This is a genomic window from Hymenobacter canadensis, from assembly GCF_027359925.1.
Lineage (GTDB): Bacteria > Bacteroidota > Bacteroidia > Cytophagales > Hymenobacteraceae > Hymenobacter > Hymenobacter canadensis.
On the sequence record NZ_CP114767.1, the window covers coordinates 3,021,548 to 3,033,682 of the forward strand.

Below are 12,135 nucleotides of genomic sequence, written 5' to 3' on the forward strand. Positions count from 1 at the left end.
ATGGCCGCCGCTATGTACTTTCGGGCTCATCCTGAAGGTTCCTTACGCGCATGCCGTTTCCCGTTCCTGTTTCCAAGCTGCCCGACATCGGGACCAGTATTTTCTCCGTGATGACGCAGCTGGCCCAGGAATGCGGGGCCATCAATCTGGCGCAGGGCTTCCCCGACTACGACCCGCCGCTGGCCCTGCAGCAGGCGCTGGCCCGCCACGCCACCACCGCCGGCCACCACCAGTATGCGCCCATGCCGGGTCTGCCGCGCCTGCGCGAAGCCATTGCCCGCAAAACGGCCCGCGTCTATGGCATTCCGGAGCCCGACCCGGCCACGGAAATCACCGTGACCTGTGGTGCCACGGAGGCGCTGTATGCGGTACTGGCCGCCGTGGTGCATCCCGGCGACGAGGTGCTGGTGCTGGAGCCGGCCTACGACCTCTACGGCCCGGCCATCCGGCTGCAGGGCGGCGTGCCGGTGTACGTGCCGCTGCCCGCCCCGCACTTCCGCCCCGACTGGGACCTAGTGCGGGCCGCGCTGTCGCCGCGGACCCGGCTGGTCATGCTCAACTCGCCCCACAACCCCAGCGGCGCAGTCCTGACTGCCGCCGACCTCGATACGCTGGCCGCCCTGCTGCGCGATACCGCCACGATGCTGCTCAGCGACGAAGTGTATGAGCACATGGTGTTTGATGGGGAGCCGCACCGCAGCGTTTTGCAGCACCCCGAGCTGCGCGAGCGGGCGTTTGTGCTGTCGTCGTTCGGCAAAACGTACCACGCCACAGGCTGGAAGCTGGGCTACTGCATCGCGCCGCCGGCCCTTACGGCCGAAGTGCGCCGGGTGCACCAGTTTCTCACGTTTGCCGTGAGCACGCCCACCCAGCACGCCCTAGCCGACGTGCTGGAAACCGACGCCGCCCACGACCAGCACCTGCCAGCCTTCTACCAGCACAAGCGCGACCTGTTCCGGGAGCTGCTGGCCGGCTCGCGCTTCGAACTGCTGCCCGTGCCCGGCGGCTACTTCCAGCTGGCCCGCTACCACCGCATTTCCACCCTGCCCGATGTGGAGTTTGCCCGGCACCTCACCCGGGAAGCCGGCGTGGCCGTGGTGCCTGTGTCGGCCTTCTACCACAACGGCCACGACGCGGGCCTGATCCGCTTTTGCTTTGCCAAACAGGATGCCACCCTGCAGGCGGCAGCCGAGCGGCTGCGGGTGCTGTAAATCCATGAATTGTTCAGCCCTACGTAATGCGCCCCGGCAATCTGCCGGGGCGCGTTTTTCGTATGTGCCCCCGATACCACCGTGCTTGGCGCGGCCCTGGCATTGGGTAAAGCAAAAAGTTTATTGCATATTTCATATTATCTACATTTTGGTATGCATGCTCACTTCTGCACCCGCTGCCTGGTCTGCCGCCGCCACTTTCTACTACACCTAAATTGCTCCTGGTCTTATGCCTGATTTAACCGTTTCTTTTATTCAGACCTCACTGCAGTGGCATGATCCGGCCGCCAACTGGAAAGAATTGCAGCGGCACATCGACGAAATATCGGTAGCCACCGACCTGATTGTGCTGCCGGAGATGTTCACAACCGGCTTCAGCATGGACGCCGCGCACCTGGCCGAAACCATGGAGGGCCCTACCGTAGCCTGGATGCGCCAGCTGGCCGCCGCCCGCAACGCCGTCATCACGGGCAGCATCATTATCCGCGACGAGGCCGGCCAGCATTACAATCGCCTGCTGTGGGTGCGCCCCGACGGCAGCCTGAGCTACTACAACAAGCGTCACCTGTTCTCGATGGCCGGCGAGCATACCGTGTACACGGCCGGCCATGAGCGCCTGATAGAAGAATGGCGCGGCTGGCGCATCTGCCCGCTTGTGTGCTACGATCTGCGCTTTCCGGTCTGGAGCCGCAACCCCATGCACGAGCCCTACGACCTGCTGCTGTACGTGGCCAATTGGCCGGCCGCCCGCCGCACCGCTTGGATGACGCTACTCCGGGCCCGGGCCATGGAAAATCTGGCCTACACCATGGGCGTGAACTGCGTGGGCATCGACGGCAACAGCCTGGCCTACGCCGGCGACTCGGCCCTGCTGGACATGCGCGGCGAGTATCTGGTGGAAGTCGGCAACCAGGAAACCGGCATCACGCGCACCCTGCGCCGCACCGATCTGGAGGCTTTCCGGGAGCGTTTTCCGGCCCTGAAGGACGCCGACCCCTTCGAGCTGCTGCATCCGTCAGCCGAAATGATTCGGCACTAGCCGACAGGACTATTCATCGGAAGATCCTTGTAAGAAACCCAATGCCCCCCGGCCGTAGCAGATGCTGCAGCCGGGGGGCATTGGGTTTCTTAAAAGGGCCTAGCCGCACCGGACATGGGCGACGAGAGCAGGCAACTATTCACTCACGACCAGCCGCTGCATGCCCAGCTGGCCAGCGGGGGTTTCGCAGCGCACTACGTACACGCCGGCAGCCAGCCCGCGCAAATCCAGCTGGTGGCGGCGGCTGAACGTGGCCCCGGTGCGCACGGTGCGGCCGGTGAGATCGAGCAGCGTCAGGCGGGAGGGCTGAGTGGTTTCGACGGCGGCAGCCGCCGCGGCCGGGTTAGGATACACGCTCAGCGGCAGGGCCTGCGCCGCTGCTGCCCGGGTGCTCAGCACCCGGTTGCGGGTGGCCGCCGCCAGCACGCCTCCGGCTTCCATCCCGATAAACAGCTCGGGGCTACCGTCGGCATTCACGTCGGCGGCGGCCAGGGCGAAGTGGTTGGGCGAGTGCGTGCCGAGGTAGCCATCGTCGTAGCGGGCCTGGGCAGCGTTGTAGAACAAGCTCGACCGGTCAATAAAAATACCGGACTGGGCGCGCAGGTTGGCAAACAGCCGCACCTGGCCGCTGGCGTCGGCCGTCAGCAGATCGGGCGTGCCGTCGCCGTCGAAGTCGGACACTACCAATGAGAGGTTAGCGGGGCGCGTGCCGGCCGCCGTGCGCAGCTGGCCGAAGTCGGCATTGGCCAGCACAAAGGCCGTTTCGGGCGTAGCACTGCCGCTGTGGCGGTAATAGCGCAGGGCCTGGCCGGGCAGATCCGTACGGGTGGAGTTGGTGGCGTAAAGCAGATCCAGGAAGCCGTCGTTATCCACGTCGAAGAAGGTGGCGTTGTCGTCGGGGGCGTTGGGCAGGTTGCTGATCAGGCGCAGGTCGTTACGGTCGAAGCTGGCGGGCTGCCCGGCGAGGGCGCGGTTGGGGTAGTAGCCCACAAACGCCTGGCGCCCTACGGCTAGGTAGCCCGCACACACCAGGTCCGGCGCCCCGTCACGGTTGAGGTCAGCCACCGTAGGCCGCAGCGCCCCGAATTTACGGGCCGATAAGCCCAGGTAGTCTTCCGTAACCAGCTGATAAACGGGGCGGGCGGCAGTGCCGGTATTGCGGTAGTGCGCCACCGAGGCCACCAGCGGGCTGGCCGGCGTCAGGCGCTTCACCCCGGCCACCAGCAGATCCAGCCGGCCGTCGGCGTCCACGTCCAGGAAAGCCGGCGCGGCCTGCGAGCTGACTTCCAGCATATCCTGCTGCAGAAAACCCGTCTGCCGCGGCTGCAGATTGTAGGCCGGGCCGATGCCGGTATTCTCGTAGAGCAGCACCGTGCGGCGCGTATCCACGCTGTCGAGGTTATCGAACAGGTTGGGGGCGGCCAGCAGGTCGGGGCGGCCGTCGAAGGTGACATCCACCACGTAGCCGGCCGGAAAAAACGGAATCCGGATGGCGGCCGCGGCCGTGGGGAAGCTGACATTGGCCGTAGTCATGCGGGCCAGCTGGGGTGTGCCCTCGTTCAGGGTCGATACCAGCTCGGGGCAGTAGTCGCGGCCCATCAGCGCATCCTGGTCGCCGTCGCCGTCGAGGTCCATTACTGTGAGGCTGCTGCTAGACGAATGCTGGGGCCGGGCCTCGCGGCATAGCACCGGCGTGGCACTGAATACATAGGAGCCGCACTCGCCCAAGCAGTTGCGAATGTTGCCCCAGGCATCGTTGACTTCCCGGAACGCCAGTCCCCCGCAGGCGTCAGTGGCCGTATTCTGGTAGTGATAGATGGTGCGAAAATTCTCCCAGCTAGCCACTAAAATATCGAGTCGACCGTCGCCGTCCAGGTCCGTAATGGCGGGCATGTTGGTACCGACGTTGATGTTAACCGTGATGGTGCTGCCGGGCAGCGTGGCCCGAATCTGGGGCGTCACCAGCTGAAACGACGGCAGCCCGCCGGCACCGGCCACGTTGCGAAACACCCGGATATCGGCCCCGTTCTCGGCGGAGGTGAACAGGTCGGGGCGGCCGTCGCAGTCGTAGTCGCGCAGCAGGGCCCAGTTGCGCAAACCGGCCGGAAACAGCGTGGCCAGCTCGGGCGCATACTGCCAGCGCCGCGCGCCGCCCGGCGCGGCGGCGTTGCGGTAGGTAAGCACCCGGCGCGTACGGCGGTCGAAGATGAACAGGTCCTGCCGGCCGTCGGCGTCGAGGTCGATGCCCGAAAACTGGGGTGAGTCGAGGCCGCCGGCCCAGGCGTTGCGGAGCGTATCGGAGCCCTGCACTACTTTTGCCACCTCCCGAAACTCAAAGCCAAAAGCCGTATTTTGCGCAGTTGCCCGGGTAGCCGAACCGGCCCAGCCAAAGCTCGTCAGCACCGCAGCAGCGAGAATAAACCGTCGAAACATAGAAATACCTTTTTCTTGTAAGACACGAAAAGTAAGCTCCAAGTTACCACAAAGCCCATGGAAGATATTGAGGCGCTCTACGACCGGTTTCGCGCCTGCACGGCCGTTAGCACCGACTCGCGGCAGCCGCAGGACGGAACCCTGTTTTTCGCCCTGAATGGCCCCAGTTTCCGCGGGGCCGACTTTGCCCCCGGGGCCCTGGCGCAGGGTGCCCACCACGCTGTCACGGACGATGCCGCCCAGGCCACGCACGACCCCGAGCACTACACCTACGCGCCCGACCCATTGCTAGCGCTGCAGGCGCTGGCGCGGCACCACCGCCGCCAGCTCATCATTCCGGTGCTGGCCATCACGGGCTCGAATGGCAAAACCACTACTAAGGAGCTGGTGCATGCCGTACTAAGTTGCCGCTACAACGTGCAGTACACCCGCGGCAACCTCAACAACCACATCGGCGTGCCGCTCACGCTGCTCAGCATCCGCAGCGGCGAGCATGAGTTGGCCATCGTGGAAATGGGGGCTAACCACCAGGGCGAAATTGCGCTGCTCTGCGAGCTGGCCGAGCCTACGCACGGCCTCATCACCAACATCGGCAAGGCCCACCTGGAGGGCTTTGGCGGGCAGGAGGGCATCCTGAAGGGCAAGTCGGAGCTGTTCCGGTTTCTGGCCACGGTGGGCGGCACGGCCTTCCTCAACACCCTCGACCACCGCCTGGCTGGCCTCGCCGACCTCGTGCCCGGCCACGTCACGTACCCCAGCCCCACCGACACCTACCCGGCCACCCTGCTCAGCGCCGCCCCGCAGGTAGTGTTGCGCCTCGCCGACGGCACCGTAGCCGAGGCTCACATCACCGGCGACTACAACTTCCCGAACCTGGCCGCCGCCGCCGCCGTGGGGGCTTATTTTGAGGTGCCGACCCAGGAGGTGGCCGCCGCGCTGGCCGCCTACGCGCCCACCAACAACCGCTCGCAGCTGGTGCAGACCGGCCGTAACGAAGTAGTGCTGGACGCTTACAACGCCAACCCCAGCAGCATGGCCGCCGCCCTGCGCAGCTTTGCCACCCGCCCCGGCGTGTCGAATGCGGCCAAGGTGGTGATTCTGGGGGATATGTTTGAGCTGGGCGACGAGAGCCTGGCCGAACACCAGGCGCTGGGCCACCTGCTGGCCGAGCTGCCCCTGGGCACCGTCGTGCTCATCGGCCCCGACATGGCCCGCGCCGCCGCCGTCGATCCATCGTTCCGATATTTCGCTTCCAAGCCCGAGGCGGCCAGCTGGCTGCAGCAGCAGCCCCTGCAGGGCCGCCAGATTCTCATCAAAGGCTCCCGCGGCATGGGCCTGGAAAGCCTGCTGAAAATGGTGTAGCTGTCATTGCGAGCAAAGCGAAGCAATCCTTCCTCTCGTGGCAGACACTTTCCTTAATAAAAAAGCCCTCCGGCTCTAGTGTAGTACACTAACGCCGGAGGGCTTTGCATTCAGGGTTGCTTTGCTTGCTGAGAGGAAGGATTGCTTCGCTTCGCTCGCAATGACAGTTAAAACGGAGAGTTAAACCCGGCCAGGGTGGGCAGCACCTGGTCTTTGGCGGAGATGGTGGGGTTTTGCACGCCCCAGTCGATGCCCAGCGCGGGGTCGTTCCAGAGCAGGCCGCCTTCCGACTCCGGGGCGTAGTAGTTCGTGCACTTGTACAGGAATAGCGTGTTGTCTTCGAGGGCCGTGAAGCCGTGCGCGAAGCCTACGGGCACATACAGCATATTGAAGCGCTCTGAGTCCAGCTCCACCGACAAATGCTGGCCGTAAGTGGGCGAGTCTCGGCGGATATCCACGATTACGTCGAGGGCCCGGCCGGCGGCCACGCGCACCAGCTTGGCCTGGGCGAAGGGCGGCTTCTGGAAGTGCAGGCCCCGCACCACGCCCCGGTCGGAGCGCGACTGGTTGTCCTGCACCCACTCGCCGCTGATGCCGGCTTCGGCCAGCCGCCGCTCGCTGAACGACTCGAAAAAGGCGCCCCGAATATCCCCGAATACGCGCGGCAGGATTTCCACCGTCCCGGCAATATCAAAATACTTAAACTCCATATAACAGCTTCTAGTGGCCGGTTCCGCCGGGTTTTGGGACGCAAGTTAGGCAGATTTTGCGGGGGCCAAACGGCCCGGCCGTTACCGTTTTCCTACGGCGGCTACTTCACGCAGATACTTGTCCAGCACAATCCGCTCGTCGAACTTGGTTTCGGCGAGGTGGCGGCCGGCGCGGCCCATCTGCTCCAGCTCGGCGGCAGGCAGGCGCAGGATCTGCAGCATCTTGGCGGCCAGGTCGGCGGCGTTGCGCACTTCGCAGAGCAGGCCGTTCTGGCCGTCCACCACGGTTTCGCGGCAGCCGGGCACGTCCGTCGTGACGATGGGCTTGGCCATGGCGGCGGCTTCGAGCAGGGTTTTGGGCGTGCCTTCGCGGTAGCTGGGCAGCACCACGCAATCGGCCTCCCGGATCTGGGCGGCCACGTTGTCGGAGGTGCCCAGGTACTCGACGTGGCCGGCCTGCAGCCACTGCTCAAACACGGCGCGCTTCACGCCCACGCCGCCGCTTTCATCCACGCCGCCCAGCAGCTGCACCCGCGTGCCGGGCACGGCTTCGCGCACCAGGCGGGCGGCCTCGAAATACTCTTCCACGCCCTTTTCGTAGAGCACGCGCGCAATCATCAGGAACACGAAAGGCGTGTTGCGCCGGAACGTGGCGGCGGGCCGGAACTTGTCGGTAGCCACGCCGGAGCCGGGCAGCAGATCCGTAATGGCGGGCTGCACCAACTGATGCTGCAGAAACAGCTGCCGGTCGTCGTCGTTCTGGAAAAACACCTTGCGTGGAAACCGGAACGCGAAGCGGTAGAGGCCCAGCGCCACCTGGCTCACCAGGTTTTTCACAATAAACACCGTGCCCAGCCCGCTCACGTTGTTCACGCTCGGGATGCCGGCCAGCTTAGCGGCCAGCGTGCCGTAGATGTTGGGCTTGATGGTGTAGTGCAGCACTACATCGGGTTTTTCGCGCTTATAGATAGTGTAGAAGCGGCGCGTAAGCAAGGCATCTTTTACAGGGTTGGTGCCCTTGTTTTCCATCAGGATGGGCACGTAGCGGCAGCCCAGCTCGGTTTCGAGGCGCTCGGAGTAGGCATCCGGCGGGGCAATGGCCAGCACCTCGTGCCCGGCGTCCTGCAGCGCTTTTACCAGGCTGCGGCGGAAGTTCCAGATGTTCCAGCTTGTATTGATGACCAGGGCAACGCGCATTCTTCAGGGTAACAGGTGAAAAGCAAACAGACTGGGCGGGCCGGCAAAGGTACCAAACGCCCGGCCGGCCTATACGGCCCCAAACTTTTTTCGGCTGCCGACACTTGCTTCGCCCTGCCCCGCCGGCCACTACCAGTTGCCGGCACCCGTATCTTTGCCGCTCCTCCTGACCGTTCCTCCTGATGCTGAATATCGTTTTGTGGCGGCTGCACGCCGTTGTGGTGGTGCTGACGCTGTTGTTTTTCCTCTACAAGCTGCTGCTGCTGCTCACGGACCGCCAGGAACAGCTGCGCCGCCTGCGCGCCCGCACCCGCTGGGCCGACAGCCTGCTGCTGGGTGCCGGCCTGCTCACGTTTGCAGCCGCCTACGTCACCTACACGGGTCCCAAAATACCGTGGGCCTGGGTCAGGGCGGTGTTTTTAATGATTGTTGCCCTGGGCTTTGTCCGGGCACTACGGCAAGAGCGCCGGGGGGCAGCCCGCCTCTTCCTGCTGGGCTTGGTAGTCAGCTACGGCCTTCATACGTACAGCGCGCTCGTCATTCAGGGGCAGCAGCAGCCCAACGTGCTGCGGCAGGCGCTGCTGGGAGAAGCTCCTAATGCGGCGGCTTTGTCGGGCACTATACCCACCGCCGCCGGCCTGCCGGAAACCACCGCCACGCCCGACGCCGACGTGCCCATCGAAGCTGCCTCAGCCGGCCTGTCCGATGCCGACGCAGCTACCATTGCCAGCGCCTCTGACGAAGCTTCCGCTACCAGTGCTAATCCGGAACTGGCAGCCGGGCAGGCCCTGTTTACAAAGAACTGCGTAGTATGCCACGGGCCCGACGGCCAGCGCGGCCTCAACGGCGCCCACGACCTCACCAAAAGCAACCTCAACACCGCCGGCCGCGTGTACCTCGTCACCAATGGGCTCGGCAAAATGCCGGCCTTCCAGGGCAAGCTCACCGACGCGCAAATCCAGCAGGTAGTGGCCTATTCGCTCACGCTGCGGTAGAGTTTCCGCTCCGCTACCCGCTTTTTCATTTACCTGCTCTCCCCTACTCCTTCTGATATGGCCAAGAAATCCAACTCCGGCGGCCGCCAGCAAACCAACAGCACCCGCCACCCCGGCGCCGTCGACAGCGCCAAGGGCCGCGCTGGCCGCATCCTGGCCAAAGGCAACAAAGACGCCACCTACGAAACCGCCGTGGAGGAAGAAACCGCCGTGCTGGTGGCCGTGCCCGACAAGCGCCAGGCCGACGCCCGCACCCAGGAATACCTCGACGAGCTGGCCTTCCTGGCCGAAACGGCCGGCGTTACGGTCACCAAGCGCTTCGTGCAGCGCCTCGACAAGCCCGACATCCGCACGTTTGTGGGCGAAGGCAAGCTTGAGGAAATCAAGGCCTACGTGCAGCACTCCGGCACCAACGTCGTCATCTTCGACGACGACCTCTCGCCTTCGCAATTGCGCAACCTGGAGGCCGAGCTGAAGGTGAAAATCGTGGACCGCTCCCTGCTCATCATCGACATCTTCGCCCGCCGGGCCAAGTCGGCCACGGCGCGCACGCAGGTGGAGCTGGCGCAGTACCAGTACCTGCTGCCCCGCCTCACCGGCCTCTGGACTCACCTGGACAAGCAGCGCGGCGGTGGCGTCAGCCAGCGGGGCCCGGGCGAAACCGAGATTGAAACTGACCGCCGCGTGGTGCGCGAGCGGATCGACTTCCTGAAGGAAAAGCTCAAGGACCTCGACAAGCAAAGCCACACCCAGCGCAAAAGCCGCGGTGGCGTGGTGCGGGTGGCGCTGGTGGGCTACACCAACGTGGGCAAAAGCACCATTATGAACCTGCTGAGCCGCTCCGACGTGTTTGCCGAAAACAAGCTGTTTGCCACCGTCGATTCCACGGTGCGCAAAATCGTGTTCGACAACGTGCCGTTTCTTCTCTCCGACACCGTGGGGTTTATCCGCAAGCTGCCCACCCGCCTGATTGAGAGCTTCAAGAGCACCCTCGACGAAATCCGGGAAGCCGACCTGCTGATTCACGTTGTGGACATCTCGCACCCCACCTTCGAGGAGCAGATGGAGGTGGTGAATGCCACGCTCAAGGACATCGAGGCCGCCGACAAGCCCATGCTGCTCGTCTTCAACAAGATTGACCAGTACCGCGCCGATGCCCCCGCCGACGCCGTGCCCGATTTCGAGGGCATGAACCTCGACGAAGACCTGCCCGTGCGCCCTTCGCTAGCCCAGCTGCAGGATACGTACATGGCCAAGCTCCACGACCCGGTGATTTTCATCTCGGCGCAGGAGCGTGAAAATATCGATGAGCTGCGCGCCCTCATCACGCGCCACGTGGGCAAGATTCATATGGAGCGCTACCCCAATTTCGTGCCCGGCTTCAGCGTAGAGGAATAGCCATTTCGCGACAGTCCATTTCCAGCCCTGGCATAGTTGCCAGGGCTTTTTTTTGCTCGCGGATATCCGGTAGCGCCTATTCACCATCCGCTGCTTTCAAGCAATAACGGCTTATGCTCACATGTCGGGCCCAACATATATTATTATAACATTGCGATGCTACACGTTATTTTATTGAAATTTTATCAATAAACTGAGCGTCATACCCCATTCCTCATCAGCAAAATCCTGGAACATGAAGAAAAACGTTTACTCGCTCGCCCTTGCCTTTCTTGGCCTGACTTCCGCTGCCTTCGCGCAGGATTTCCGTCAAGGCAATCTGGATTTAGCCCCAGCCGGCCGCTCATGCGCCGCTATGGAAGTGTTGGCCGCTCAGATGCAGGCCGACCCCAGCCTGGCCCAGCGCATGGCCAACGTGGAAGCTCAGACCCGCGCCTTCGAGAAGTCGCCGGTGTTCAGCCGCGCCACGGCCGGCATAGTTACGATTCCAGTAGTGGTGCACGTGGTATACAAGACGGCCGCCGAGAATGTATCGACAGCCCAGGTGCAGGCCCAGATTGACGTGCTGAATAAGGACTTCGCAAAGATGAACGCCGATGCCAGCCTCGTGCCGGCGGCTTTCTCTGGCCTAGCGGCTAACACCAACATCCAGTTTGTGCTGGCCAAGCGCGACCCGAACGGCAACGCCACCACCGGCATTGTGCGGACGCTCACCAAAACCACTTCCTGGAGCAGCAACGACGCCGTGAAGAACGCCAAGCGCGGCGGCTCGAATGCCTGGCCTACCAGCGCTTACCTCAACCTGTGGGTATGCAACCTGGGTCAGGGCCTGCTCGGCTACGCTCAGTTCCCGGGTGGTACCGCCAGCACCGATGGCGTGGTGGTATTGTACTCGTCGCTGCCCGGCGGCACCTCGCGCCCCTACGACAAAGGCCGCACGGCCACGCACGAAGTGGGCCACTGGCTGAACCTGCGCCACATCTGGGGTGATGCCAGCTGCGGCAACGACCTGGTGAGCGACACGCCCACCCAGCAGGCGGCCAACTACGGCTGCCCCAGCTACCCTAAGGTGTCGTGCTCCAACCAGGGCGACATGAGCATGAACTACATGGATTACACCGACGACGCCTGCATGTACATGTTTTCCACCGGCCAGAGCACCCGCATGAACGCGCTGTTCGCCGCTGGTGGAGCCCGCGCTTCGCTCGCCACGTCGTTGGGCGGCACGGCCCTGCGCCAGTCGGCCAGCGTGGTGGAGGCCCAGAGCAAGGTGCGCCTGTTCCCAAACCCCGCCACCCAGACGCTGAACGTGTCGGTACCAGCCGAGCAGTTCGGTAGCTGGAGCGTGAAGGTGTACGACCTGCGCGGCTACGAAATGAAGCAGGTGAGCTACGACAACCAGGGCCATATCGGTGTAGCCGGTCTGCCGCAGGGCCTATACCAGGCGGTACTGACCGACGGCAGCCAAACGATTCGCCAGCGTTTTGAGAAAGAATAGCGTAATTAGCGCTGCTTCCGACAGGTGTTGCAGCGCCCCGGCAGTACAGCCCTTCTGATTTTCCATTTGCTCACCAGCTCGAAAAGCCCGCCTTATGGTGGGCTTTTCCTGTTTGAGGCCCGCCCGGTGCCTGTGATACAGGCACATACTGAAAGTGCAAAAACAAACGCTTGTTCGGGTTTACCGCTGCAGTATTTCTTTTAGCCTGATTATCACTACAACGGCTTTTTGGGCTATTATTGAAAATTCATGCCATAAACAGTTTACTATTTTGACATATTTTCAATAAGTT

The 12,135-nt window shown here is 63.5% G+C and carries 9 protein-coding genes; 6 read left to right on the forward strand and 3 right to left on the reverse strand.

The genetic code is table 11. The features are described 5' to 3' along the window. Nucleotides 1–50: 50 nt before the first annotated feature. Nucleotides 51–1,211, forward strand: coding sequence for a methionine aminotransferase (locus O3303_RS13015; RefSeq protein ID WP_269558825.1), 1,161 nt, complete (start codon nt 51–53; stop codon nt 1,209–1,211). 229 nt (nt 1,212–1,440) lie between these two features. Then, entirely contained in the window at nt 1,441–2,250 is an 810-nt protein-coding gene (locus O3303_RS13020; protein WP_269558826.1) for an amidohydrolase, read from the forward strand. 135 nt (nt 2,251–2,385) lie between these two features. Here O3303_RS13020 and O3303_RS13025 read toward each other — a convergent pair whose 3' ends face one another. Beyond that, nucleotides 2,386–4,683, reverse strand: coding sequence for a T9SS type A sorting domain-containing protein (locus O3303_RS13025; protein WP_269558827.1), 2,298 nt, complete (start codon nt 4,681–4,683; stop codon nt 2,386–2,388). A gap of 57 nt (nt 4,684–4,740) precedes the next feature. Here O3303_RS13025 and O3303_RS13030 point away from each other — a divergent pair, with 57 nt between their 5' ends. After that, nucleotides 4,741–6,045 carry a UDP-N-acetylmuramoyl-tripeptide--D-alanyl-D-alanine ligase gene (locus O3303_RS13030; protein WP_269558828.1) on the forward strand — a complete coding sequence of 435 codons (1,305 nt, stop codon included), beginning with the start codon at nt 4,741–4,743 and terminating at the stop codon, nt 6,043–6,045. A gap of 167 nt (nt 6,046–6,212) precedes the next feature. Here O3303_RS13030 and rfbC read toward each other — a convergent pair whose 3' ends face one another. After that, nucleotides 6,213–6,755 (reverse strand): dTDP-4-dehydrorhamnose 3,5-epimerase, encoded by a 543-nt coding sequence (gene rfbC, locus O3303_RS13035; protein ID WP_269558829.1) that lies wholly within the window; start codon nt 6,753–6,755, stop codon nt 6,213–6,215. Nucleotides 6,756–6,836: 81 nt separating this feature from the next. Next, nucleotides 6,837–7,952, reverse strand: a complete 1,116-nt coding sequence (locus tag O3303_RS13040; RefSeq protein ID WP_269558830.1) for a glycosyltransferase family 4 protein — start codon at nt 7,950–7,952, stop codon at nt 6,837–6,839. 182 nt (nt 7,953–8,134) lie between these two features. Here O3303_RS13040 and O3303_RS13045 point away from each other — a divergent pair, with 182 nt between their 5' ends. From O3303_RS13045 to O3303_RS13055, 3 genes are all read left to right on the forward strand, one after another. Continuing rightward, a complete protein-coding gene (locus O3303_RS13045; RefSeq protein WP_269558831.1) occupies nt 8,135–8,947 on the forward strand; it encodes a c-type cytochrome in 813 nt (270 codons plus the stop codon). Between the two features lie 57 nt (nt 8,948–9,004). After that, nucleotides 9,005–10,345 (forward strand): GTPase HflX, encoded by a 1,341-nt coding sequence (hflX, locus tag O3303_RS13050; protein WP_269558832.1) that lies wholly within the window; start codon nt 9,005–9,007, stop codon nt 10,343–10,345. 235 nt (nt 10,346–10,580) lie between these two features. Next, nucleotides 10,581–11,843: a M43 family zinc metalloprotease gene (locus tag O3303_RS13055; RefSeq protein ID WP_269558833.1), complete on the forward strand. Its 1,263-nt coding sequence runs from the start codon at nt 10,581–10,583 to the stop codon at nt 11,841–11,843. Nucleotides 11,844–12,135 lie beyond the last annotated feature (292 nt).

Bases quoted from the DNA above. Each gene is read 5' to 3' on its own strand.
- hflX (WP_269558832.1), top strand. From the start codon at position 9,005: ATGGCCAAGAAATCCAACTCCGGCGGCCGCCAGCAAACCAACAGCACC.
- O3303_RS13020 (WP_269558826.1), top strand. From the start codon at position 1,441: ATGCCTGATTTAACCGTTTCTTTTATTCAGACCTCACTGCAGTGGCAT.
- O3303_RS13030 (WP_269558828.1), top strand. From the start codon at position 4,741: ATGGAAGATATTGAGGCGCTCTACGACCGGTTTCGCGCCTGCACGGCC.
- O3303_RS13025 (WP_269558827.1), bottom strand. From the start codon at position 4,683: ATGTTTCGACGGTTTATTCTCGCTGCTGCGGTGCTGACGAGCTTTGGC.
- O3303_RS13045 (WP_269558831.1), top strand. From the start codon at position 8,135: ATGCTGAATATCGTTTTGTGGCGGCTGCACGCCGTTGTGGTGGTGCTG.
- O3303_RS13055 (WP_269558833.1), top strand. From the start codon at position 10,581: ATGAAGAAAAACGTTTACTCGCTCGCCCTTGCCTTTCTTGGCCTGACT.
- rfbC (WP_269558829.1), bottom strand. From the start codon at position 6,755: ATGGAGTTTAAGTATTTTGATATTGCCGGGACGGTGGAAATCCTGCCG.
- O3303_RS13015 (WP_269558825.1), top strand. From the start codon at position 51: ATGCCGTTTCCCGTTCCTGTTTCCAAGCTGCCCGACATCGGGACCAGT.
- O3303_RS13040 (WP_269558830.1), bottom strand. From the start codon at position 7,952: ATGCGCGTTGCCCTGGTCATCAATACAAGCTGGAACATCTGGAACTTC.